The sequence below is a fragment of the Paracidovorax avenae ATCC 19860 genome (assembly GCF_000176855.2).
Lineage (GTDB): Bacteria > Pseudomonadota > Gammaproteobacteria > Burkholderiales > Burkholderiaceae_C > Paracidovorax > Paracidovorax avenae.
Window position 1 is genome coordinate 5,423,850 of sequence record NC_015138.1, and the last position, 22,653, is coordinate 5,446,502.

The 22,653-nt window shown below is 69.1% G+C and carries 20 protein-coding genes; 14 read left to right on the top strand and 6 right to left on the bottom strand.

Annotated elements, in window-relative coordinates; translation table 11 throughout:
* Positions 1-5: 5 nt before the first annotated feature.
* Positions 6-818 carry a FadR/GntR family transcriptional regulator gene (locus ACAV_RS23510; RefSeq protein ID WP_013597077.1) on the bottom strand — a complete coding sequence of 271 codons (813 nt, stop codon included), beginning with the start codon at positions 816-818 and terminating at the stop codon, positions 6-8.
* Between the two features lie 243 nt (positions 819-1,061).
* Here ACAV_RS23510 and ACAV_RS23515 point away from each other — a divergent pair, with 243 nt between their 5' ends.
* The 7 genes from ACAV_RS23515 to ACAV_RS23545 all read left to right on the top strand — a co-directional run bounded on the left by ACAV_RS23515 (position 1,062) and on the right by ACAV_RS23545 (position 8,440).
* The gene (locus ACAV_RS23515; RefSeq protein WP_013597078.1) at positions 1,062-2,267 is read left to right on the top strand and encodes an ABC transporter substrate-binding protein; all 1,206 of its coding nucleotides are present in this window, start codon (positions 1,062-1,064) and stop codon (positions 2,265-2,267) included.
* Between the two features lie 76 nt (positions 2,268-2,343).
* Positions 2,344-3,204: a branched-chain amino acid ABC transporter permease gene (locus ACAV_RS23520; RefSeq protein ID WP_013597079.1), complete on the top strand. Its 861-nt coding sequence runs from the start codon at positions 2,344-2,346 to the stop codon at positions 3,202-3,204.
* Between the two features lie 8 nt (positions 3,205-3,212).
* The gene (locus ACAV_RS23525; RefSeq protein WP_013597080.1) at positions 3,213-4,208 is read left to right on the top strand and encodes a branched-chain amino acid ABC transporter permease; all 996 of its coding nucleotides are present in this window, start codon (positions 3,213-3,215) and stop codon (positions 4,206-4,208) included.
* Positions 4,205-4,978: an ABC transporter ATP-binding protein gene (locus tag ACAV_RS23530; protein ID WP_013597081.1), complete on the top strand. Its 774-nt coding sequence runs from the start codon at positions 4,205-4,207 to the stop codon at positions 4,976-4,978. Before ACAV_RS23525 ends, ACAV_RS23530 begins: the two co-directional genes overlap by 4 nt.
* Entirely contained in the window at positions 4,975-5,679 is a 705-nt protein-coding gene (locus ACAV_RS23535) for an ABC transporter ATP-binding protein (RefSeq protein ID WP_013597082.1), read from the top strand. The genes ACAV_RS23530 and ACAV_RS23535 overlap by 4 nt, the downstream gene beginning before the upstream one ends.
* Before the next feature lie 35 nt (positions 5,680-5,714).
* On the top strand, positions 5,715-6,968 hold the full coding sequence (locus ACAV_RS23540) for a Zn-dependent hydrolase (protein ID WP_013597083.1): 1,254 nt from the start codon (positions 5,715-5,717) through the stop codon (positions 6,966-6,968).
* Between the two features lie 2 nt (positions 6,969-6,970).
* Positions 6,971-8,440 carry a M81 family metallopeptidase gene (locus ACAV_RS23545; protein ID WP_041828865.1) on the top strand — a complete coding sequence of 490 codons (1,470 nt, stop codon included), beginning with the start codon at positions 6,971-6,973 and terminating at the stop codon, positions 8,438-8,440.
* 66 nt (positions 8,441-8,506) lie between these two features.
* Here the strand turns inward: ACAV_RS23545 and ACAV_RS23550 are convergent, their stop codons facing one another.
* Both ACAV_RS23550 and ACAV_RS23555 read right to left on the bottom strand, forming a co-directional pair.
* Positions 8,507-8,995, bottom strand: coding sequence for a hypothetical protein (locus tag ACAV_RS23550; RefSeq protein ID WP_013597085.1), 489 nt, complete (start codon positions 8,993-8,995; stop codon positions 8,507-8,509).
* The gene (locus tag ACAV_RS23555; RefSeq protein WP_013597086.1) at positions 8,986-9,555 is read right to left on the bottom strand and encodes a hypothetical protein; all 570 of its coding nucleotides are present in this window, start codon (positions 9,553-9,555) and stop codon (positions 8,986-8,988) included. Before ACAV_RS23555 ends, ACAV_RS23550 begins: the two co-directional genes overlap by 10 nt.
* Positions 9,556-9,938: 383 nt before the next feature.
* Between ACAV_RS23555 and ACAV_RS23560 the strand changes: the two genes are divergently transcribed.
* The 3 genes from ACAV_RS23560 to ACAV_RS23565 all read left to right on the top strand — a co-directional run bounded on the left by ACAV_RS23560 (position 9,939) and on the right by ACAV_RS23565 (position 13,379).
* Positions 9,939-12,251, top strand: a complete 2,313-nt coding sequence (locus tag ACAV_RS23560; RefSeq protein ID WP_013597087.1) for an NADP-dependent malic enzyme — start codon at positions 9,939-9,941, stop codon at positions 12,249-12,251.
* Positions 12,252-12,406: 155 nt separating this feature from the next.
* Positions 12,407-12,811 (top strand): guanyl-specific ribonuclease, encoded by a 405-nt coding sequence (locus ACAV_RS24310; protein ID WP_013597088.1) that lies wholly within the window; start codon positions 12,407-12,409, stop codon positions 12,809-12,811.
* Between the two features lie 142 nt (positions 12,812-12,953).
* Positions 12,954-13,379, top strand: a complete 426-nt coding sequence (locus ACAV_RS23565; protein WP_019703941.1) for a barstar family protein — start codon at positions 12,954-12,956, stop codon at positions 13,377-13,379.
* A 369-nt stretch (positions 13,380-13,748) separates the two neighbouring features.
* On the opposite strand, the gene rsmA is transcribed toward ACAV_RS23565, so the two are convergent.
* From rsmA to ACAV_RS23580, 3 genes are read right to left on the bottom strand one after another with little or no spacing between them, the layout of a single operon-like run.
* On the bottom strand, positions 13,749-14,510 hold the full coding sequence (gene rsmA, locus ACAV_RS23570) for a 16S rRNA (adenine(1518)-N(6)/adenine(1519)-N(6))-dimethyltransferase RsmA (protein WP_013597090.1): 762 nt from the start codon (positions 14,508-14,510) through the stop codon (positions 13,749-13,751).
* A complete protein-coding gene (locus ACAV_RS23575) occupies positions 14,507-15,937 on the bottom strand; it encodes a peptidylprolyl isomerase (RefSeq protein ID WP_013597091.1) in 1,431 nt (476 codons plus the stop codon). Before ACAV_RS23575 ends, rsmA begins: the two co-directional genes overlap by 4 nt.
* Before the next feature lie 49 nt (positions 15,938-15,986).
* Entirely contained in the window at positions 15,987-18,449 is a 2,463-nt protein-coding gene (locus ACAV_RS23580; RefSeq protein ID WP_013597092.1) for an LPS-assembly protein LptD, read from the bottom strand.
* Positions 18,450-18,539: 90 nt separating this feature from the next.
* On the opposite strand from ACAV_RS23580, the gene ACAV_RS23585 reads away from it, so the two are divergent.
* The 4 genes from ACAV_RS23585 (at position 18,540) to ACAV_RS23600 (ending at position 22,647) form a co-directional block, all read left to right on the top strand.
* Positions 18,540-19,658 (top strand): aminoglycoside phosphotransferase family protein, encoded by a 1,119-nt coding sequence (locus ACAV_RS23585; protein ID WP_013597093.1) that lies wholly within the window; start codon positions 18,540-18,542, stop codon positions 19,656-19,658.
* 68 nt (positions 19,659-19,726) lie between these two features.
* Complete coding sequence (locus ACAV_RS23590) at positions 19,727-20,443, top strand: 16S rRNA (uracil(1498)-N(3))-methyltransferase (RefSeq protein WP_041829468.1); 717 nt, start codon at positions 19,727-19,729, stop codon at positions 20,441-20,443.
* Positions 20,440-21,867 carry a hypothetical protein gene (locus ACAV_RS23595; protein WP_013597095.1) on the top strand — a complete coding sequence of 476 codons (1,428 nt, stop codon included), beginning with the start codon at positions 20,440-20,442 and terminating at the stop codon, positions 21,865-21,867. Before ACAV_RS23590 ends, ACAV_RS23595 begins: the two co-directional genes overlap by 4 nt.
* A gap of 81 nt (positions 21,868-21,948) precedes the next feature.
* On the top strand, positions 21,949-22,647 hold the full coding sequence (locus ACAV_RS23600; protein ID WP_013597096.1) for a hypothetical protein: 699 nt from the start codon (positions 21,949-21,951) through the stop codon (positions 22,645-22,647).
* Positions 22,648-22,653 lie beyond the last annotated feature (6 nt).

Genomic DNA, 22,653 nt, shown 5'->3' on the forward strand with positions numbered 1-22,653 from the left:
GCGCGCTATTCCTTCTTGCGCAGGTGGACCGACCGGGGGCCGCGCAGCGTCTCGGCGTCCAGGATCAGGCGGCCCTGGATGCGGCCCTTCATGCGCTGGACGCTGCTGGCGGCGTCGAGCATGTGCCGCGCCATCAATTCGCGCACCAGGACGGCATCGCGCGCCCGTGCCGCCTGCACGATCTCGCGGTGGAACCGGGCGTTGGTCTCGCCGAAGCGGCGGTGCTCCGACTTCGGGGTGCGGTTGCCGTACACGATGAGCTGGCGCAGCATCTCGTTGATCAGCTCGCAGGTGAAGCGCAGGAAGGGGTTCGGGTTGGCCGCGGCCAGGATGTCGTGGAAGTTCACGTCCTCCCGGCGCTGGGCGAGCAGGTCCTCGCTGCTGGAATGGGGATCGCAGCAGGCGATGCTGTGCTCAAGCGCATCGAAGTCGGCCTCCGTCAGGTGAGGCACGGCGCCGGCGGCCAGTTCGGGCTCCAGGAACTGGCGCACGGCGTAGATGTTGTCGATCGTCACGTCCTGGAAGAACAGGTAGTTCTGCAGGAACTGCAGCGTGCGGTCCAGCGACACCTCGGCGATGGTGCCCCCGCCCGAGGGACCGGTGGAGATGGTCACCAGGCCCTGCACCTCCAGCGACTTGAGCGCCTCGCGAATGGTGCCCTTGCTCACCTCGAACTGCGCCTGCAATTCGCCCTCGCGCGGCAGGCGGTCGCCGGGGCTCAGGTTCTTCTCGGTGATGAGCCGCTTGATCTCCTGCGCGACGAGGTCGGAGCGCTTGAGGGGCTTGATCGGCTTGCCGGCGGGCGGTTTCGTGGCCATGGTGCGTTGCGGATTGAAGACGGGTGGAGCGCAGTGGGCGGCAGGGCATCCGGCCGTCCGCTCCGTGGTGCAGTGTATGCACCACGCGCGTGCAGCGGCGCGGCAGGCAGGGTTTACGTGCACGGCATTTGTTCTATTTATCACTATAAATAGGAAAAACACATGGCACGCCACGTGCTTTGCAAAAAAAGCCGTGCCCCAGGCCCGCAGGCCGGCCGGATCCACCCACAGGAGCTCTTCCCCATGCAACGTCGTCACCTCTTGCAACTCTCCGCACTGGGCGCGCTGCCCGCATCGCTGGGCCTCGCGCGCGAAGCCTGGGCGCAGTCCACGGGCGCGATCCAGTTCGGTTGCCCCGTGCCCATGTCGGGCGCCTTCGCCGCGAACGGCAAGTTCGCCGACCTGGGCATGAAGCTGGCCATCGAGCAGTACGGCAAGGCCCTGGGACGCCCCCTGGCCTACACCGTGCTCGATACCGAGGGCAAGCCCGCCACTGCGGTGCGCAAGGTGCAGGAGGCATCGCAGCAGCAGGGTACGCGCTTCTTCGCGGGTGGCATCCTGTCCTCCGAATCGCTGGCCATGGGCAAGGAGGCCGAGAAGGCCGGCGGCATCTTCATCACCACCGCGGGCGCCGACGAGATCACCGGCAAGGACTGCAACAGCGCCACGTTCCGCTGGTCGGTGCCCACCTTCGGAGCGATCGAGCAGACCGTGCGCCCGCTGGCCGACGCGCTGCCCAAGGCCAAGCGCTGGTACACCATCACGCCGCAGTACGTGTTCGGCGACGGCCTGCTCTCGGCGGCCAAGAACGTCTTCAAGGAAAAAGGCCTGGAGCACGTGGGCAACAGCTACCACTCGCTCACCGAGAAGGAGTTTAGCGGCTACCTCACCAACGCGATGGCCGCCAAGCCCGACGTGCTCTTGCTGCTGAATTTCGGCTCGCAGTCGTCGGACGCGCTGCGCCAGGCGGTGAGCTTCGGCATGCACAAGAACATGACCATCCTGATCGCCTGGGCCTCGGGGCTGGAGCAGTTCGAGTCGCTGGGCGCGGACCTGTGCGACGGGATCTACTTCGGCGCGCAGTACTGGCACACGGTGGATGCTCCGCTGAACCTGGAGCTGGTCAAGCGCAGCCAGGAGAAGTTCAAGTCCAACCCCAACTACAGCCTCGCAGGCTCGTACATCTGCACCAAGCTGCTGATCGACGGGATCATCAAGGCCGGCACGGTGGAGCCGAAGGCCGTGGTCGCCGCGCTGGAAGGCATGAAGTACGCGGGCCTCACGGGCGAGGAAGAAGTCCGCAAGGGTGACCACCAGGTGCTCAAGAACTACTACCTGCTCAAGGGCAAGCCCAAGGCGAAGATGGCCAACAAGGACGACTACGTGGACGTGGTGAGCTCCGGCAAGTCGTTCCTGCCGTTGGACCAGACCGGCTGCAAGCTCGGCTGACCCGCCGCTTCCGTTCGCACCTTCCCGCCCCGCACTCCGTGCCGGGGCTTTCCCTTCCTGCGTCCTGCCCCACTCCATGAGCATCTACCTGCTACAGGTCATCAACGGGATCGGCATCGGCATGCTGTATTTCCTGCTGGCGGTCGGCCTGTCCATCGTGTTCGGCCTGCTGCGCTTCGTGAACTTCGCGCACGGCGCGTTCTATCTGCTTGGCGCGTACTTCTGCTACCAGATGACGCGCTGGGGCCTGAGCTTCTGGCTCGCCCTGGCGGTGGTGCCGCTGGTGGTGGGCGCCCTGGGCTGGCTCACCGAAAAGCTGGTGCTGCGCCACGTGTACGCCAAGCCGCACGAGTTCCACATCCTCGTCACCGTGGGCCTGGCGCTCGCGGTGCAGGAGCTGGTGATCCTGCAGTGGGGGCCGCTGGGCGACAGCGTGGCCGTGCCCGATCTGCTGCAGGGCGTGGTGATGTGGGGCAGCTTCGTCTATCCCAAGTACCGGCTCTTCGTGATCGGCTTCACCGCCGTGCTGGCCGTGGGCCTGTGGTGGGTGCTCGAAGGCACGCGCCTGGGCAGCGCGGTGCGCGCGGGCAGCGAATCGACCGAGATGGTGTCGCTGCTGGGCATCAACGTGTTCCGCATCTTCAGCCTGGTGTTCGCGCTGGGCGCGGCCACTGCCGCCATCGCGGGCGTGCTGGCGGCGCCCATCCGCGGCGCCGAGCCCTTCATGGGCATCGAGGCGCTGGGCGTGGCCTTCGTGGTCGTGGTGGTGGGCGGCATGGGCAGCTTCGGCGGCGCGCTGGTCGGGGGCCTCCTGATCGGCATCGTGCAGAGCGTGATGAGCACCGTGTGGCCCGAGGGCGCGCGCCTGATGATCTACGTCGCCATGGCCGCCGTGCTGCTGCTGCGCCCGCATGGCCTGCTGGGCCGCAAAGGATGAACACCGCCATGACGATCTTGCGCAAACACTTCCACCTGCTGCTGGCCCTGGCCTTCGTGCTGGCGATGCCGCTCACCATGCAGTCCGGGTCTCTGGCCAGCGAGGTGCTGATCTACGGCCTCGCGGCCATGGGCTGCAACCTGCTGCTGGGGCACACGGGGCTGCTGTCCTTCGGGCAGGGCATCTTCTTTGGCCTCGGCAGCTACACCATCGCCCTCACGCTCACGCGCTGGCCCTTGCCCATGCCGCTGGCCCTGGCGCTCGCCGTGGTGGCGGGTGCGGTGGGCGCGGCGCTGGTGGGCTGGGTCGCCATCCGCCAGCGCGGCACCTATTTCGTGATGCTGACGCTCGCCTTCGCGCAGATGTTCTACTTCCTCGCCTACTCCATGCCCGGCCTCACGGGCGGCGACAACGGCCTGATGGACATCCCGCGCCCGTCCCTCGCCGTGGGCGGCTTCACGCTGTGGCCGCTCGCCTCGCCCTGGCAGTATTACGGCTTTGTCGCCGTGGTGTTCCTGGTGGCCTTCTGGCTGCTGCAGAAGGTGTCGGCCTCGGTGTTCGGCCGCACCCTGCTGGCCGTGCGCGACAACGAGGAGCGCGCGGGCGCCATCGGCTACGACCTGAAGCTGCTGAAGCTGCAGGCCTTCGTGATCTCCGGTGCCGTCACGGGCCTGGCCGGCGCGCTCCACGCCATGATGACCGGCATTGCCCCGCTGGCGAACGCCGAGTACCACACGAGCGAGATGATCCTCGTGATGACCGTGATCGGCGGCACCGGCAACCTCCTGGCCTCGCTGCTGGGCTCGGCCTTCTACCTGATCGTGGGCGACTGGCTCTCCACCCTCTGGCCGCGCTGGCTGCTGCTGCTGGGCGTGGTGCTGATGGTGATCAGCCTCGGCATGCAGCGCGGTCTCTGGGGCCTGTTCGAATCGGCCTGGGACCGCCTGCGCGGCGCGAAGGCCCCTGGCGACGCCACCCCTGCCGGCACGGGAGACAAAGCATGAGCACGGCCCCCATCCTGCTGGAAGCCATCGGCGTCGAGAAGCGCTATGACAAGTTCGCCGCGCTCTCGGGCGTCGACCTGAAAGTGCGCGCGAACACCGTGCATTCGGTGATCGGCCCCAACGGCGCAGGCAAGACCACGCTGTTCCACATGCTCACCGGCACCAAGGCGGTGAGCGGCGGGCGCATCGTGTTCGACGGCCACGACGTGACCCGCGAGCCGGACCACCGCCGCGTGCAGCGCGGCATGGCGCGCTCGTTCCAGGTGACCAGCCTGTTCCTCACGCTGCCGGTGCGCGAGAACCTGCGGCTGGCCGCGCAGGGCACGGCGCCCGCGCAGGCGCTCAACTGCTGGAGCGCGCCCATGGGCGCCCGCTCCCGCGCCGACGTGGTGGCCCGCGTGCTGGCGCGGCTGGGCCTGGAGCGCCATGCCGACACGCCCGTGGGCAACCTCTCGCACGGCCAGCAGCGCCGGCTCGAGGTGGGCATGGCGCTGGCCGCGGGCCCGAAGGCGATCTTCCTGGACGAGCCCACCTCGGGCATGGGCATCGACGATCTGGACGACATGAAGCGGCTGATCCAGGGCCTGAAGGACGAGCACACCGTGGTGCTCATCGAGCACAACATGAACATCGTGATGGACATCTCCGACACCGTCACCGTCATGCAGCAGGGCCGCGTGCTGGCCGAGGGCCATCCGCACGCGATACGCAGCGACGAGCGCGTTCGCAGCGCCTACCTGGGCAACATGATCACCGGAGGCAAGGCATGAGCATCCTGCAGATCGAGGGGCTGCACGCCCACTACGGCAAGAGCCACGTGCTGCAGGGCATCGACCTGCGCGTGGACGACGGCGAACTGGTCACGCTGCTCGGGCGCAACGGCGCGGGCAAGACCACCACGCTCAAGAGCATCTGCGGCGTGGTGCAGCCCAGCGCGGGGCGCGTGCGCTTCATGGGTGACGACGTACAGGGCCTGCCCGCGCACCGCATCGCGCAGCGCGGCGTGTGCCTGGTGCCCGAGCACCGCGGCATCTTCCGGCTGCTCACGGTGGAAGAGAACCTGCTGCTGGGCCAGCGCAAGCAATCGCCCTGGCAACTGGCCGACATCTACCGCATCTTCCCGCGCCTGAAGGAGCGCCGCAGCAACGGCGGCGGGCAGCTCTCGGGCGGCGAGCAGCAGATGCTGGCCATTGGCCGCGCGCTGATGAACGCCCCGCGCCTGCTCATGCTGGACGAGCCCGTGGAAGGCCTCGCACCCGTGATCGTCGAGGAGATCGTGTCCCAGCTGCAGGCCATCAAGGCCGCGGGCGTGGCCATCCTGCTCGTGGAACAGAACCTCGAAGTCTGCACCCAGCTGGCCGACCGCCACTACATCATCGAGCAAGGCGCGGTCGTGCACGAAGCCCGCAACGCCGACTTCCTGGCCGACGAAGCGACCAAGGACCGCTACCTAGGCGTCGGCCTGGCCTGACCCCCGAACCCCATTCAGGATCACCCACCGTGGACATGAAGACTTCCCCCCCTGCGCTGCAGGCGCGCGTGAACGGCGCGCGCCTCTGGCAATCGCTGATGGACCTGGCGCAGATCGGCGCCACGCCGAAGGGCGGCGTGTGCCGGCTGGCGCTCACCGCGCTGGACGGCGAGGGCCGCGACCTGTTCGTGCGCTGGGCGCGCGAGACCGGCTGCAGCGTGCGCATCGACGCCATCGGCAACATCTTCGCGCGCCGCGCCGGGCGCAACGACGCCCTGCCGCCCGTGATGACCGGCAGCCACATCGACACCCAGCCCACCGGCGGCAAGTTCGACGGCAACTACGGCGTGCTGGCCGGCCTGGAGGTGGTGCGCAGCTTGAACGACGCCGGCATCGAGACCGAGGCGCCGATCGAGATCGCCGTGTGGACCAATGAGGAAGGCTCGCGCTTCGTGCCCGTGATGATGGGCTCGGGCGTGTTCGCCGGCGCCTTCACGCTGGAGCATGCGCTGGAGCAGCGCGATGGCCAGGGCACCAGCGTGGCCGAGGCGCTCGCCGCCATCGGCTATGCCGGCGAGGCTGCCCCCACGCCCGCGGTGGGCGCGTATTTCGAGGCGCACATCGAGCAGGGGCCGGTATTGGAAGCTAACGGTTGCGTGATCGGCGTGGTGCAGGGCGCCCTCGGCCAGCGCTGGTACGACGTGACCGTGCAGGGCATGGAAGCCCATGCGGGCCCGACGCCCATGGACCTGCGCCGCGACGCGCTGCTGGCGGCGAGCAGCCTGGTGGAAGAAGTGAACCGCATCGCCCTGGCGCATGCGCCGCACGCGCGCGGCACGGTGGGCGTGCTGGAGGTGTTCCCCAGCTCGCGCAACGTGATCCCGGGCAGCGTGCGCATGACGGTGGACCTGCGCGCCGCCGACGACGCGGTGTTGCTGCAGATGGACGCCGCCCTGCGCGCGGCGTGCGAACGCATCGGTGCCGCCCGCCGCACGCAGATGGCAGTGGAGCAGGTGGTGTACTTCCCGCCGCAGCCCTTCACCCCCGAACTGGTGGAAGGCTTGCGCGCCGACGCGGCCGCGCTGGGCTACAGCGCCATGGACGTGGTGAGCGGCGCCGGGCACGATGCCGTGTACCTCGCACGCCTGGCGCCCACGGCCATGGTCTTCGTGCCGTGCGCGGACGGCATCAGCCACAACGAGATCGAAGACGCAGAGCCCGAACACCTGGAGGCCGGCTGCAACGTGCTGCTGCACGCCATGCTGCGCAGCGCGGGGGTGGCGGCATGACGATGAAGTTCCTGATCGCGCGGCTCAACCACGAGACCAACACCTTCTCGCCGGTGCCCACGCCGCTGGAAGCCTTCGCGCCCCGCTACGGGCAGGAGGCGCTGCAGGACAACCTCGGCATGCGTACCGCCATGGCTGCCTTCATCGACCTGGCCCGCAGCCTGGGCGCCGAGATGGTGACGCCCGTGTCGGCCATGGCCAACCCCAGCGGCCCGGTGCATGCCGCCGCCTACGACGAGCTCACCCGCCGCATCGTGGAAGCCGCGCCCGGCTGCGACGCCATCCTGCTGGACCTGCACGGCGCCATGGTGGCCGAGAACAGCCCCGACGGCGAAGGCGACCTGCTGGAGCGCGTGCGCGCCGCCGCGCCGGGCGTGCCCGTGGCCGTGGCGCTGGACCTGCACGGCAACATCACGCCCAAGATGGTCGCCCACGCCGACGTGATGGTGGGCTTCAAGACCTATCCGCACATCGACATGTACGAAACCGGCGAGCACGCCGGCCGCCTGCTGCTGGACATGCTGCAGGGCCGGGCGCGCTACACCGTGCGCTGGCACCCGCTGCCCATGATGGGCCACACGCTGCGCAGCACCACACTGCAGGGGGCGATGCTGCGCGCGGTGGACGCGGCGCGCGCGGCCGAGGCCGAAGGCATTCCCGCCGCCACGGTGTTCGCGGGCTTCTCGCTCGCCGACATCGAGGCGCCCTGCATGAGCGTGGTCGTCACCGCCGATGCCGACGACCCCGCGCCGGCCCAAGCCGCTGCGGACCGCATCGCCGCCGCGATCTGGGAGGAGCGCGCGGAATTCGTCTACGACAGCGAACCGCTGGGCGCGTCGCTGCAGCGCGCCCAGGCCCTGGCCGAGGGCGCTCAACGCCCGGTGCTGCTGCTGGACCACAGCGACAACTGCATGTCCGGCGGCACCTGCGACTCCATGGACGTGCTGCAGGCCGCCCTCGCCGAGGGCCTGGAAGACATCGCCGTGGGCCCGCTGTGCGACCCCGAGGCCGTCGCCGAGCTGATCGTGGCCGGCGTGGGCGCCCGCACCACCGTGCGCCTGGGCAACAAGGTGCCGCTCACCCAGCTCGGCGTGGCCAAGGAGCCGGTGGCCGTCGAAGGCACCGTGGTGGCCATCAGCGACGGCGAATACACCGTCACCGGCCCCATCTACACCGGCCAGCGCTGCGCCATGGGCCGCACCGTGCTGTTCGACACGGGCAAGGCGCGCATCGTGGTCACCGAGCGCACCCACGAGCCGTGGGACCTGGGCGTGTTCTCCTGCGTGGGCATGGACCCCACGGCCCACCGCTTCGTGCTGCTCAAGTCGCGCATGTACTGCCGGCCGGTGTTCGTGCCGCTCTCGCACGCGCTGGTCGAATGCGACAGCCCCACCGGGGTGACCAGTTCCAACTACGCGCTTTTCCCGTTCAGGAACGTACGCAGGCCGGTATTCCCGCTCGATCCGGCCTGAGATCGGCATACGGAGCGCAGGCAAGCGCTCCTCTGGTCCGCAGGGGCCCACGGCGGGGCCCACAGGCTACTGCACGAGCTGCCAGAAGGTCACGTGCGCGAACTTGGCATCGCTGGCCCAGGGGTCCCAGATGGTCTTGTCGCCCTTGCTGCGGGCTCCGGCCCAGCCGCCCAGAGACGTGGACATCGCCGGCGGATAGCTGCCGCGGGTCCGCAACGTTTCCGTCTTGCCGCCCCGGGTGTACGAATACCCTCCGGCAGCCTTGTCGGGACCAGGATAGACCACGATGACGTGCCCATGTCCCGGTTCCTTCTTGCCGCCGACGATGAGCGCCCCGCCGCGCGCCAGCTCGCCCACCTGCGACGCAGGAACGGAGCGCCAGTGGCGCTGGCCCTGCACGTGGTCCATGAGCGCGTTGGCATTCATCCACGGCTGGTCGGGCAGGTACTGCTGGATCACGTACCAGACCGAATGGCTGCAGGAATTGGGATAGAGGGCGGCGGCCTTGTCGCAGGCCTGCTGGAGTTTGGCGACCGCTGCAGCGTCTACGGGCATGGGGTGTGGTCCTGTGTCGATGAAGCCTCCGCGGTCTTCGCGGGGGAGGCACGGTAAAGGCGGGCTTCACTGTCCCACCTCAGGGTGGGCAGGCGGTAGTCGCCGCCCTGCGCAGGCGAGCGCACCTGCAACTGGATTTCCTGGGGAATACCGTCGCGCCAGCGGCCCGGGCGCACCTCGAGGTCTTCGGGCGGGTCCACTGGAAAGAGATGCGGCAACCGGGCCAGGCAGCGGCCCGCCTCGTCCACCAGCACCGGCAGGGGAAAGCGCTCCCACGGGGCGTTGGCCGGCAGGTTGCGGTAATAGGCATCGGTGAACACCGCCACCAGGCGGACCTCGGCCGGCGCCCGGGCCGGTGCCTTGCCCGCCGGGCGTTCGGCCAGGGCACACACGCGCGTCGCATCGCGGTAGGGCGCCCACTCCACCGGCAGCACCAGGTCGGCGCCAGGCGGCTGGCAGTGGGCGGGGTCGATGGCCGGGGGCGCCTTGGTCCCGGCCTGGACCGCGGTGGACAGCGCAACGCCAACCAGCCAGCCGGACCATGAAAGAACTGCGTTCATGGGTGCATAAAAAAGGTAATGTTTTGGGGGTTTGCAGAGGCCTGGAGCCTCCGGCACGCAGGTGACTGCGGGCGCGAGTTTCGCCGCGGATTGCGGCAAATCGCTGCAAAACCCATCAGTTGGAAACCAATTGATTCAAAAATAACAATGGCAGCACAAAAAAGGTCGGCAGAACGGCAGAACCGTTGCGGCGCGTGCATGCCCGGCCGGCCCGGTGCTGCGCTGCCAGGTCATGGGTGCTTCGCCCTGGTTAAGCAGAATTCCTTACCAGGGTTTCTACGGCAGGCTGACTACAATCTCACACCCTAAAACGCCGGCCCGTCCTGGAGCGTCCGCTCCTTTGGCGAGGTCCGGCAGCCCTTCACAGAGCTGGAGACCCCTTGATGTCCGATACCCCCCCGGTCAACGCCACGCCTGACAAACGCGCCCTGCTGCGCCAAGCGGCCCTCGAATACCACGAGTTTCCGAAGCCGGGAAAGATCGCCATCGCCGCCACCAAGCAGATGGTCAACCAGCACGACCTGGCGCTGGCCTACTCGCCGGGCGTGGCCGCGCCTTGCGAGGAGATCGTCAAGGACCCCGCCGCCGCCTTCCGCTACACCGCGCGCGGCAACCTGGTGGGCGTGATCTCCAACGGCACGGCCGTCCTCGGCCTGGGCGACATCGGCGCGCTGGCCTCCAAGCCGGTGATGGAAGGCAAGGGCGTACTCTTCAAGAAGTTCGCCGGCGTCGATGTGTTCGACATCGAGATCAACGAGAAAGACCCGGCAAAGCTCGTCGAGGTCATCGCCGCCCTGGAGCCCACCTTCGGCGCCATCAACCTCGAGGACATCAAGGCCCCCGATTGCTTCTACGTGGAGCGCGAGCTGCGCAAGCGCCTGAACATCCCCGTCTTCCACGACGACCAGCACGGCACCGCCATCACGGTGGCCGCGGCCATGCTCAACGCCCTGAAGGTGGTGGGCAAGGACATCGGCGAAGTGCGCCTGGTCACCTCGGGCGCGGGCGCCGCGGCGCTCGCCTGCCTGAACCTGCTGCTGAAGGTGGGCCTCAAGCGCGAGAACGTGTTCGTCACCGACCTGGCCGGCGTGGTCTATGAAGGCCGCACCGAGCTGATGGACGAGGACAAGATCCAGTTCGCCCAGAAGACCGACGCCCGCACCCTGGCCGAAGTCATCGAAGGCGCCGACGTGTTCCTGGGCCTGTCGGCCGGCGGCGTGCTCAAGCCCGCGATGGTGGCCAGGATGGCGGCGCGCCCGGTCATCTTCGCGCTGGCCAACCCCAACCCGGAAATCACGCCCGAGGACGCCCATGCGGTGCGCGGCGACGTGGTCATGGCCACGGGCCGCACGGACTACCCGAACCAGGTCAACAACGTCCTGTGCTTCCCGTATATCTTCCGCGGCGCGCTCGACTGCGGCGCGACCACGATCACCCTGGAAATGGAAATCGCCGCGGTGCACGCCATCGCCGAGCTGGCCCAGGCCGAGCAGAGCGAGGTGGTGGCTGCGGCCTACGTGGGCGAGCCCCTGGCCTTCGGCCCCGAATACCTGATCCCCAAGCCGTTCGATCCGCGCCTGATGATCAAGATCGCGCCGGCCGTCGCCCAGGCCGCGGCGGACAGCGGCGTGGCCCAGCGGCCCATCGCCGACATGGACGCCTACCGCGACCACCTGCAGACCTTCGTCTATGCCTCCGGCACGATGATGAAGCCGATCGTCAATGCCGCGAAGGTGGCCGCCAAGAAGCGCGTGGCCTATGCCGAGGGCGAGGAAGAGCGCGTGCTGCGCGCTGCGCAGATCGTGGTGGACGAGAAGATCGCCCGCCCCACCCTGATCGGCCGCCCGGCCATCATCGCCCAGCGCGTCGAGAAGTTCGGCCTGCGGCTGAGGGAAGGTGTGGACTACGACGTGGTGAACGTCGAGAACGACCACCGCTACCGCGACTTCTGGCAGACCTACCACCGCATGACGGAGCGCAAGGGCATCACCGTGCCCATCGCCAAGATCGAGATGCGCCGCCGCCTCGCGCTGATCGCATCCATGCTGCTGCACAAGGGCGAAGTGGACGGCATGATCTGCGGCACCTGGGGCCACACGGCGCACCACCTGAACTACATCGACCAGGTGATCGGCAAGCGCGCCGGCGTGAACACCTACGCCTGCATGAACGGCCTGCTGCTGCCCGACCGCCAGGTCTTCCTGGTGGACACGCACGTCAACTACGACCCGACGGCCGAACAGCTCGCCGAGATCACCGTGATGGCGGCCGAGGAAATGATGCGCTTCGGCATCAAGCCCAAGGCGGCGCTGCTGTCGCACTCCAACTTCGGCTCCAGCAACCAGCCCAGCGCCGTGAAGATGCGCCAGACGCTGGAACTGCTGCGTGTGCAGGCCCCCTGGCTGGAAGTGGACGGCGAGATGCACGGCGACGTGGCCCTGGATGCCGCCCTGCGCACCCAGGTGATGCCGCACAGCACGCTGGCCGGCAGCGCCAACCTGCTGGTGTTGCCCAACATCGATGCCGCCAACATTTCCTACAACCTGCTCAAGACCGCCGCCGGTGGCGGCATCGCCATCGGCCCCGTGCTGCTGGGCGCGGCCGAGCCGGTGCATGTCCTCACGGCCAGCGCGACCGTGCGCCGCATCGTCAACATGACAGCCCTGACGGTGGCCGACGCCAACGCCGCGCGCTGAACTGCCCGGCCATAGCGAGCGCTAACTTTAGAGCGCCGTGAAACCCTCCAGCGCCTGCCCATTTTTTGGGCAGGCGCTTGCTTTTTGGGGGTCTTTACGTCACACTACTGGCTCGAAATTTCGGGTAAACCCGTAGTTTCTGAAAGGTGTAGTTGATGCTGAAGGCCATCGCCATCCGGGCGTACACGGCAGGTATTGCATACGCTCTGGGTGCCGCGTTCGTTCTGGCCCCTCTCTCGGGGGAAGCCCGGAATGCTCCGTCCCCGGGCGGAACCGACACCATCGCATTGGCCGAACTTCCCCCGCAAGGACGCGCCACCTTCAGTCTCATCCGCGAAGGCGGCCCCTTCCCACACGACAAGGACGGTAGCGTCTTTGGCAACCGGGAACGCCTGTTGCCCCCGCACAAGCGGGGCTACTACCGGGAATACACCGTCAGGACACCGGGAGCGAGCAACCGTGGTGCACGGCGGATCGTATGCGGCGGCCCTCCCCGCACGCCGGACGCCTGCTACTACACCAGCGACCACTACGCGAGCTTTCGGAAGATCGTGGAATGACTTGGCCCCCGAGCCCAGCGGGCAGGAGCCGATGCACAGAACGATCGCAGGCCTGCCGACTCTTTTCCTGAGAAACCGTGCCATCCAGGCGGTTTCCGGCGATATTCCTCATTGGTGACTACATAAAGAAAGAGCAGCGGAGATGGAAATGCCACTTCGTACCGACCAGGACAACCCACTGCGCGGCGTGCGCCCCAACATCGTGCAGTCGATCCGGGCCTTCCGCGTGCAGGATCTGCAGGCCTCCGCCCAGGCGCTGGGCCAGCACTTCCTCTATGCGAACCTCGCACATGCGCAGACCAAGCAGGACGTCCTGGAACTCATCGCCAGCCAGTTCATGTTCCCGGCGCACTTCGGCAAGAATTTCGATGCGCTGTACGACTGCATGACGGATCCCTTGCATAAATCGGGCCCGCAGCCCGGCTTCATCGTGGTGCTGGAGCAGATCCCCACGACCGTGAAGTTCGACAAGGAAGCGCGCGAGCAGCTGCTGGACATCTTCCGCGAAGCGGCGGACTACTGGGGCGACCGCAAGATCGCTTTCCGGTGCTTCTATTCTTTTCTGTAGCCCGTTCTGCATCCAACAGCCAGGCAGAACGGGCGAACGAGGCTAAAGAAGCTGCCGCGGAGCCCATCCAGATCGCTCTGGCCTCAGGCGCCGAGAAGATGCCTACCGACAAGCTCGTGGACGTCTCTCCTCTGGCACTGCGCATGAGCAGCCCGTTCAATGCGGGTTACTGGCTCGCGGCGGCCTGATTCGGTACATCCCCCTGAGGCGCTGACGCGCCTTCCCCCTTCTCTCTACGCGCTTCGCGCTACGGGAAGGGGGACGACACCAGCGCGGCGGGGCGGCCCTTGCGTGGTGTCTCTGGCCTGGGCCGCGCCGGTTTCCAAGCGCAGTGACAACACCTTGCTGCGGGGTAACTAGAACAGGACTTCAAGCGCAGGCTTGCGCCAGGGCCACGTAGTCGGCCACGGGGACTTCCTCGGCGCGGCGCTGGGTGTCGAAGGTGCCGGTGAACTGGCGTGCCTCGAGCCAGCGGCCGAGGGTGTGGCGCAGCAGCTTGCGGCGCTGGCTGAAGGCCACCTGCACGAGTTCCTCGAGCAGCCGGGGCGCGACCGGTGCGGGGGTGGCATGGGGCACCATGCGCACGACGGCGCTGTCCACGCGCGGGGGCGGGTCGAAGCTCTCGGGCGGCACGAAGAGCACGTCTTCCATGGCGTAGCGCCACTGCAGCATCACCGACAGGCGGCCGTAGTCGCTGGTGGCGGGTTGCGCCACCATCCGGTCGATGACCTCCTTCTGCAGCATGAAGTGCTGGTCCTCGACGACATCCACGTGCTCGAGCAGATGGAAAAGGATCGGGGTGGAGATGTTGTAGGGCAGGTTGCCCACGATCCGGATGCGGGGCGTTCCCAGGTTGGCGGCCACCGCGGTGAAATCCACCTTGAGCACGTCGGACTCGATCACGTCGAGCTGGCCATGGCCGCGCAGGCGCTGGGCGAGGTCGCGGTCCAGTTCCACCACCGTCAGGCGCCCGAGCCGCTCGACCAGCGGCTGCGTGAGCGCGGCGAGGCCCGGGCCAATCTCCACCATCGGCTGGCCGGGCGCCGGCGCGATGGCGCGGACGATGGCGTCGATGATGGCCTGGTCAGCCAGGAAGTGCTGGCCGAAGCGCTTGCGCGGGATGTGCTTCATTGCGGCGCGTCGCGGTATTCCACGTAGGCGCGGGCACGGGCTTCCTGGGCCCAGTTGGTGAACGCTTCCTCGAGCTTTTTCTCGCGCACGGCATCGCGCACCATGTCGCGCTGCTCGCGCTGCGTGAGCTTGGCCTCGCGCCGCTCCAGCAGCTGGATCAGGTGCACGCCGAAGCGCGACACGATGGGCTGGCTGATCTCGTCCGGCTTGAGCGCCTCCACCGCCTCCTCGAATTCCGGCACGTAGCGGCCCGGTCCGGCCCAGCCCAGGTCGCCGCCCTGCTTGGCGCTGCCGTCCTGGGAATGCTCGCGCGCGAGGGTGGCGAAATCGGCCTGGCCCGACAGGATGCGGCGGCGGTACTCGGCCAGCCGCTCCGCGGCCGCGGCCTCGGTCAGTTGCGGCCCGGTGCGCAGCAGGATGTGGCGCACATGGGTTTGCACGGCCGAGGAAGGAATGCCTGCGCGCGAACGCTCCAGCACCCGCAGCACGTGGAACCCGGCGGGCGAGCGCACCGGGCCGGCGATGCCACCCACGGGCACCTGCTGGACGGTCCGCACGAACAGGTCCGGGTAGCGGTCGGCCGGGCGCAGGCCCAGTTCGCCGCCGATGGGTGCGTCCGGCGCATCGGAGAGTTCACGTGCCACCTTGGCGAAATCCTCGCCGGCCCGCACGCGGTCGGCGGCCTGCTGCGCGCGCTGGCGGCGCTGTTCCACCACCTCCGGCGTGGCGTTCTCCGGCACGGCAACGAGGATGTTGGCGAGGTTCAGTTCGATCTTGGACGGATCCGATATCGCGGACTGCTGCTGGTCGCGCATGTACTGGTCCACGTCCAGGTCGGTCACGCGCACGCGCGACTCGACGTCGCGCTCGCGCAGCCGCTGGATCAGCATCTGGTTGCGCAGTTCGCTGCGGAAGCGCTCCGGGCTGATGCCGTCGGCCGCGAGGCGGCGGTGCATTTCCGGAATGCTCACGCTGTTCTGGCGGGCCACGGACTGCTCGGCCTGCGAGATGGCGTAGTCGTCCACCTTGATGCCGCTTTCGATGGCCATCTGCACCTGGATCTTCTCGTTGATCAGGCGCTCGAGCACTTCGCGGGCGAGCACCTGCCGCGGCGGCCGCTCTCCGCCCTGGGCGGCCAGCTGGTGCTCCACGCGCGCAAGGCGGGCCTGCACTTCGTTGTTGGTGATCGGCTCGGTGTTCACCACGGCGACGATGAAGTCGGCCTGCCGGGCCGCCTGGTCACCCCGCGCCGAGGGGCCGGGATCCGGCAGCGTGATCTGGGGCGCGGCGCGCAGCGATGGCGAAGCCGACGGTGCCGACAGCCCCGGGCCGCCGGGCATGCGCAGCCCCTGCGCGCCCGCAGGCGCGACGGAAACGATGGCGGAGGCGAAGCCCGCGAGGCCCAGGATGAATGCTCGGTGGTTCATGGAAAAGCGTCGGATGCGGATCGGGGCGATGGGTCTTGGACTGCGGCCGTCAGTCGTAGTTCGTGAACCGGCTCGGCGCAGGCACCGGCTCGCGCAGGTACTGGTAGCGCGGGATGTTCTGCTTGAGTGTCTGGATCGGGTCGGAACCCAGGGAGAGCCGGGAGAAGCCCACGAACTCGATCTGGAAGAGCAGCCGGGTGGTGGCCGTGGTCACGCTGCTCTGCAGGCGCTCGAGCACCACGCGCCCGATCCAGCAGCAGCTGTCGTACTCGAAGCCGATGACCGTGTCCACGAGCTTGCGGTCCTGCAGGCTGTAGTTCAGGCGGCCGACGGAGTACCAGCGCCCCCCGCCCTGCCCGCGGCCCGGGCCGAGGTTCTGGCCCTTGTCGCCCCAGAGGTCGTTGATGGGCCACTGCCAGCCCACGTCGATCTGCTCGCTGGTGCCCCGCTGGAAGCGGTAGGCCGCGTTGATGACGCGGTAGTCGCTGGGGTTGTAGCGCGCGCCGACGGTGGAGCGGATGGATCGGCCGGTCTTGGGGTTGTACTGCACGGTGGAGTCGAAGCCCCACTGGCGCGTCCAGTTGATGCCGGCACCCAGCAGCACGTCCGAGAGGCGTTCGCTCACCGGCGTCTCGCCCGGCATGACCACGTTCTGGTCGCTGAAGCGCAGGCGCTGGGCGATGCCGAAGCGCGCCGCCTCGCCGCCGTCGTCGGGGTCCAGCAGGCGGGTGGTGACGCCCAGCGTGAGCAGGTTGTTGTCGGCGATGCGGTCGTTGCCGCTGTAGCCGTTCTCGGTGTAGATGGTGGCGAAGTTGAAGTCGTTCGCCGCCGTGTCGTACACCGGGATCATGCTCTGGTCGCGGTACGGCGTGTAGGTATAGAAGGCCCGTGGTTCCAGCGTCTGCACGAAGTTGCGGCCGAAGTAGCGCGCGTCGCGCTCGAACACGAGGCCGCTGTCCAGACTGAAGGTGGGCAGCGCGCGCGATGCCGTGCGCTGCCCGGTCGCCGTCAGGGCGCTGTCGAAGTCGTACTGCGTGGCGTGGAACTGCACGCGCGGCGTGATGAAACCGCCCGGTGCCAGGAACGGCCGGCTGAACTGCGCCATGGCATAGCTGCGGCGGGCATTGGGCTGGCCGGTGAGCGCACGGTCCGCGCGGAAGTCGGTGTAGTCGGCCTCGACGCTGGCGTCGAAGCCGCCGGGCAGCGACGACGGCGTGTAGCCCCAATGGATCTGGGGCATGCGATCGTAGGGCGGCACGATGGGCGCGTTCACGTCCTGCAGGACCTGCCACTTGAGGGTGCGCATGCTCAGCGACATGTCGTAGGCGCCCCAGGACAGGGACGCATCCGCCGGCAGCAGGCGCTGCGTGAGCTGGCTGATGCCGCCGTTGGTCCGGGTGCTGAAGTCGCGCCAGTAGTTGTCGTCGCTTACGCGCGTCGCATCCACGTTCAGGCCGATGCCGCCGATGCCGGTATCGAAGGTGCCGCGGTGCTTCAGGCCCAGCGCCCAGCGGTCGCGGTTGCGCAGCCGGTCCGAAGGCATGTAGTCGCCCCGGATCTCGCCGTTGTAGGTCGGTTCCAGGTAGCGGAATTCACCGCTGGTGCTGACGCCCCGCTTGGACATGACCGTGGGCGTGATGGTGGCATCCCGGTTGGGCGCGATGTTCCAGTAGTAGGGCTGCGAATACACGACGCCGCTCACGCTGTCGATGCCCACGGTGGGTGGCAGCAGGCCGGTCTTGCGCTTGTCCGACAGCGGGAACGTGAAGCTGCCGGGTATCGGCAGGACGGGCACGCCCTGGAACTCAAGCACGCCCCCTTCGGCCGTGCCCACCTGCTCTGCGTTGTCGATCTTGATGCTGCGGGCGCGCACGATCCAGGCCGGCTTCCAGGTGGACTCGTCGTTCTTCTGGCAGGTGGTGTAGGTGGCTTCGTGGACCACGGCGCGGTCGCGGTCGATGAAGTCCACGCGGCGTGCGTCGCCATAGGCGCCATTCGCGAGGAAGCGGTAGCTGGCGTCGTCGAAGAACCCGGAGAACGCGTCCACCTGCAGCTCGAGCAGCGAACCTTCGTACACGTTGCCGGCGCGGTTGATGCGCACGTTGCCGCGCGCCTTGGCGAGGTCGTCGGGCACCGCGTAGTCGAGCCGGTCCGCGTGGATGATGGTGTCGCCGCGCCGCAGCTCGGCATTGCCCTCGACGGTCGCGTTGATGTCGGGCTGGCCGGAGACATGGTCGCCCCGCACGAAGATCGGCAGCTTCGGCCGCACGTCCTCGGGAATCTTCTCCTGCAGCAGCGGGCTGGACCGCAGGGCGGGAGCGGGCTCGGCCGCGGCTCCAGGGCCGGGGTCGGTCTGCGCGAGCGCTGCCAGCGGCAGCCCGCAGACCATCCAGGCGGCAAGGCGAGCCAGCGCCCGCTGCTCGAACCGCGGGGGGGCGGCACGGTTCCGGCGGCGGGCAGGCAGGCGGGAATGCGTCGGTCGGAGGGGATCGGGCAAGGAAGAAAGGTCCATGGATTCAACCGGTCGGCGGCGCGCCCGCTCGGGGCGGGCACCGCAGGCCACCCGGACGGGAGAGACCGGGTTTGTAAAATCGGATTATCCATGAGCCACCCCCGTCCCCCCTCCCCGGCCGCCGATGCCGGAGCCCACGCCGTCGCGTGGCCCGATCCTTCCCGCCGCGACACCTTCGATGCATGGCTGGCTCCGCTGGTGGCTGCGCACGGCCTGGTGCCGTCCAGCCTGCGCCCCGCCTCCGCCGACGCGAGCTTCCGCCGCTACCTGCGCATCGACGGCGCGGATGGCGCAAGCCGCATCGTCATGGACGCCCCACCGGACAAGGAAGACTGCCGCCCCTTCGCGCACGTGCAGCGGCTGATGGCCGAGGCGGGCCTGAACGTGCCGCAGGTCCTGGCCTGGGACGAAGCCCATGGTTTCATGCTGCTGTCCGACCTGGGCCGGGAAACGGTGATCGAGCGCCTCGACCCGGCGCGCCCGGCCGACGCCCATGCCTGGTACCTGCAGGCCACCGATGTGCTGCTGCAGTGGCAGCAGGCGTCGAAGCCGGACACGCTGCCGCCCTATGACGCCGCGCTGCTGCGGCGCGAACTGGCGCTGTTTCCCGACTGGTACCTGGCGCGCCACCGGGGCGTGGCGCTGGACGACGGGCAGCAGGCGACGCTGGCGCGCGCGTTCGACGCCATCGTGGCGGCCAACCTCGCCGCGCCCTCGGTCTATGTGCACCGCGACTTCATGATGCGCAACCTGATGGTGCCCGCCGAGACCGGTGCCCCCCTGGGCGTGCTCGATTTCCAGGACGCCGTGTGGGGCCCCGCCACCTACGACATCGCCAGCCTGGTGCGCGATGCCTTCATCAGCTGGGACGAGGATTTCGTCATCGACATTACCGTACGTTACTGGGAAAAGGCCCGGCGTGCGGGCATTCTCGGCAGCGGCAGCGCTTCCGGCTGGGGCGACGACTTCGGAGAGTTCTATCGCGCGGTCGAATGGATGGGACTGCAGCGCCACCTGAAGGTGGCCGGCATCTTCGCGCGGCTCACGCTGCGCGACGGCAAGCCCCGGTACCTGGCCGACACGCCCCGCTTCATCGGCTACATCCGCTCCACGGCGGGCCGCTACCGCGAACTCGTGCCGCTGCTGCGGCTCGTCGACGCCATCGAGGGCACCGAAGCCGTGGCCGGATACGCCTTCGGCCGGGTCTGAAGGGGACGGCCGTCCCCACCGCATTCCCCACTCCATCAGCAGCAACCACCGACGACGCCAGCGTGAACATCCCCCGCTTCCATTGCCCCGAGCCGCTGTCCAGCGGAGCCGCGCTGGCCCTGCCGCCCGCTGCCGCGCGCCACGTGCAGGTCCTGCGCCTGCAGCCGGGCGACGCGATCACGCTGTTCGACGGACGTGGCGGCGAATACGCGGCCACGGTGGCGCGCATGGGCCGGTCGGATGTCGAAGTCCTGGTGGGCGCGCACGACCCGGTGGAGCGCGAGGCCGGCCGCAGCGTCCACCTCGTCGTGGGCATGCCGGCCAACGAGCGCATGGACTGGCTCGTGGAGAAGGCCACCGAACTGGGCGTGGCGCGCATCCAGCCCGTGGCGGCAGCCCGCAGCGTGCTCAAGCTCTCCGGGGAGCGGGCGCTCAAGCGACAGGCGCACTGGCAGGCGATCGCCGCGGCGGCCTGCGAACAGTGCGGGCGCAACCGGGTGCCGCAGGTGGAAGCCCCCGTGCCGCTGGCGGACTGGCTGCGGCTGCCTCCCGCGCCCGATGCCGCGCGGCTGGTGCTGTCGCTGCGCGAAGGCAGCCGGCCGCTGCACGACGCTGCGGCGAGCGCCGCCTGCGTGCAGGTGCTGCACGGCCCCGAGGGTGGCCTGGCCCCGCACGAGGAAGACCTTGCCCTGGAGCGCGGCTTCCTGCCCGCGAGCCTCGGGCCCCGCGTGCTGCGCGCCGAGACGGCCTCGGTGGCGGCGCTTTCGCTGCTGGCGTGCGCATGATGGCGGTGCGCATGGAATCTTCTTCCCCGGCTCCCGGCGCCGACGCCCCCTGGGCGGACCTGGCGGACGCCGATGCCCTGCTGCCCGGCGGGCCGGACGAAGCATCGGGCGCCCTGTTCGACTTCTTCCGCGACACGGACGCCGCCACGGACGACCCCCTGCTCTGGCGCATCGCGCGCGAGCAGGAGCTGTCGCAGGCGCTGAGCGGGCTGTTCCACGGCCCCGCCGCGCTGGTGCAGCTGCGCCTGTGGGCGTTCCTGCAGCTTGCCCGCCAGGGCGAGTCCCAGCTGTCGCGCGAGCGCATCGACGAACTCTTCCACGCGCTGCGGCCCGAGGCCCTGGACACCGTGCTCAAGCGCTTCCGCGACGTGGGCCTGCTGGCCTGGGACGACAGCCTGCGCGCCTATGCGCTGCCCCCCCTGGCGCAGCGGGTGGCCGGCCTGCTGGCCCCGCTGGCCAGCGGCGACGCGGCCGGGCAGGACGCCGAAGGCGGCGAACTCGCCGCGCTGCTCGGGCAGGTCGTGGGCGCGAACCAGCTCGGGGCGCTCGATGCCGGGCAGTTGCAGATGCTGCAGGCGCAACTCACCCGGCTGCACGGCGAGTTCGCCGACGCGATCGCGAGCGGCTCCGAATTCCGGCTGCGCGCTGCGCGCCAGCGCTACGATCGCGCGGCCCTGCTGATCGACCGGGCATCCGACGCCATCACCGCCATCATCGGCCATGCCCACGGCCACATCGCCATGGAACGCGCAGCCCGCGCGCTGGGCCAGGCGCAATCGCGCCTGCTGGCGATGGCCAGCCAGTTCAACCGCGCGCTGCAGCAGGTGGACCGCCAGCGCGTGACGCTCGGCACCACCGGCATCACCAGCACCGACGTGAAGCGCTGGCTGCAGACGCTGCGCCATCCCGCCGCGCTGCTCGACACCGCGCTGGCCGTGCCTGTGGGCCTGTGCGCCCTGGCACCGCACGAACTGCTGGACGTGACCGAGGCCGAGTTCGAGCGCGACCGCCCCACCCAGGGACCCGCGGAAGACCTGCCCGGCGCCCAGGAAGCCCCGGCCGGAACGCTGGCCGCCGTGGCCCTGCCGCGCGAACTGGGCGATCTGTCCGATCTGCTGGCGGCCTGGACGCTGGAAGCGCCCGCCGGAGAAGCGGCCGGGGCGCCGCGCGACGTGGCCGCCGCACTGCTCGGCGCCGAGCCGGAATCGGCCCGCTATGCCCAGGTTGCCTACAAGGCACAGCTGCTGCCGCTGCTGGGCGATCCGCAGGCCGGCGTGCTGCCCGGCGCCACCGGCGCGCTCGCGCGCCAGCCCTGGCGCGTGGAATGGGAAGCCGCCATCCAGGCCCTGGACCACCCGCAGTTGGAACTGGTGAGCCGGGGCCGGCTGGTGCCCGCGGACACTCCGCCGGATACCGACGGCTGAAGCTTCGGCCCGTTGCCTGCTCCCTGTTTTCGTTTCGTTTTTTCCTGACCGCCCTTTTCGTTTCCGGATGGACCGCTGCCCATGGACGACGCCGCCCTGCTGATCGCAGAACTCCTCACGCGCCGCTGGCTGCCGCGCAGCCACCCGCGGGTCAAGCGCGCGCTGGTCGATGCCGAGCTCTTCGCGCAGGTCGAACAGCGCCTGGCGCAGTCCGGGCTGCGCTTCGTGGACAGCATCTACGCCGACCACGTCAGCCTCGCCCTGCTGCAGCCCGCGCAGAACGCCGTGCTGGGCGAAGGCGCGCTCAACGCCAACAACAACCTGGACCTGCCGCGCGACGCGCAGGCCCTGCTGGTGGTGCTCTGGGCCCTCATCGTTTTACCGAAGCGCGAGCGCCAGACCAGCCGCACCGAAGCCGAGGGCGACGGCCAGAACGACTTCTTCCCCGGTGCCAAGCCCCTGCCCTCCGCCCGGCTCGTGAGCCCCGTGCTGTCGTACAAGACGCTGCTGGAGGACTACGGCAACCAGCTCGGCAAGAAGCTGCGGCTGGATGCCAACCTGAAGCTGCTGGAACGCCACGGCTTCATCACGCGGCGCCAGGACGAGATCGGCGAGGGCCCGCTGCTGGACGTGCTGCTCGACTACGACGTGCTCGCACCCCGCATCCTCGACGGCGCGCTGGCCGACGTGCTGGCGCGCGAACGCGCCGCGGCGCCGCCGGCGACGGACGCAGCGGTTGCTGCCCCCACTTCTTCCGGGTCCGAGACCCCCACGGCCTGACCGGGC

Excerpts from the sequence above, each read along its gene's own strand:
- ACAV_RS23510 (WP_013597077.1), bottom strand. The coding sequence starts at position 818 with ATGGCCACGAAACCGCCCGCCGGCAAGCCGATCAAGCCCCTCAAGCGC.
- ACAV_RS23515 (WP_013597078.1), top strand. The coding sequence starts at position 1,062 with ATGCAACGTCGTCACCTCTTGCAACTCTCCGCACTGGGCGCGCTGCCC.
- ACAV_RS23520 (WP_013597079.1), top strand. The coding sequence starts at position 2,344 with ATGAGCATCTACCTGCTACAGGTCATCAACGGGATCGGCATCGGCATG.
- ACAV_RS23525 (WP_013597080.1), top strand. The coding sequence starts at position 3,213 with ATGACGATCTTGCGCAAACACTTCCACCTGCTGCTGGCCCTGGCCTTC.
- ACAV_RS23530 (WP_013597081.1), top strand. The coding sequence starts at position 4,205 with ATGAGCACGGCCCCCATCCTGCTGGAAGCCATCGGCGTCGAGAAGCGC.
- ACAV_RS23535 (WP_013597082.1), top strand. The coding sequence starts at position 4,975 with ATGAGCATCCTGCAGATCGAGGGGCTGCACGCCCACTACGGCAAGAGC.
- ACAV_RS23540 (WP_013597083.1), top strand. The coding sequence starts at position 5,715 with ATGAAGACTTCCCCCCCTGCGCTGCAGGCGCGCGTGAACGGCGCGCGC.
- ACAV_RS23545 (WP_041828865.1), top strand. The coding sequence starts at position 6,971 with ATGAAGTTCCTGATCGCGCGGCTCAACCACGAGACCAACACCTTCTCG.
- ACAV_RS23550 (WP_013597085.1), bottom strand. The coding sequence starts at position 8,995 with ATGCCCGTAGACGCTGCAGCGGTCGCCAAACTCCAGCAGGCCTGCGAC.
- ACAV_RS23555 (WP_013597086.1), bottom strand. The coding sequence starts at position 9,555 with ATGAACGCAGTTCTTTCATGGTCCGGCTGGCTGGTTGGCGTTGCGCTG.
- ACAV_RS23560 (WP_013597087.1), top strand. The coding sequence starts at position 9,939 with ATGTCCGATACCCCCCCGGTCAACGCCACGCCTGACAAACGCGCCCTG.
- ACAV_RS24310 (WP_013597088.1), top strand. The coding sequence starts at position 12,407 with ATGCTGAAGGCCATCGCCATCCGGGCGTACACGGCAGGTATTGCATAC.
- ACAV_RS23565 (WP_019703941.1), top strand. The coding sequence starts at position 12,954 with ATGGAAATGCCACTTCGTACCGACCAGGACAACCCACTGCGCGGCGTG.
- rsmA (WP_013597090.1), bottom strand. The coding sequence starts at position 14,510 with ATGAAGCACATCCCGCGCAAGCGCTTCGGCCAGCACTTCCTGGCTGAC.
- ACAV_RS23575 (WP_013597091.1), bottom strand. The coding sequence starts at position 15,937 with ATGAACCACCGAGCATTCATCCTGGGCCTCGCGGGCTTCGCCTCCGCC.
- ACAV_RS23580 (WP_013597092.1), bottom strand. The coding sequence starts at position 18,449 with ATGGACCTTTCTTCCTTGCCCGATCCCCTCCGACCGACGCATTCCCGC.
- ACAV_RS23585 (WP_013597093.1), top strand. The coding sequence starts at position 18,540 with ATGAGCCACCCCCGTCCCCCCTCCCCGGCCGCCGATGCCGGAGCCCAC.
- ACAV_RS23595 (WP_013597095.1), top strand. The coding sequence starts at position 20,440 with ATGATGGCGGTGCGCATGGAATCTTCTTCCCCGGCTCCCGGCGCCGAC.
- ACAV_RS23600 (WP_013597096.1), top strand. The coding sequence starts at position 21,949 with ATGGACGACGCCGCCCTGCTGATCGCAGAACTCCTCACGCGCCGCTGG.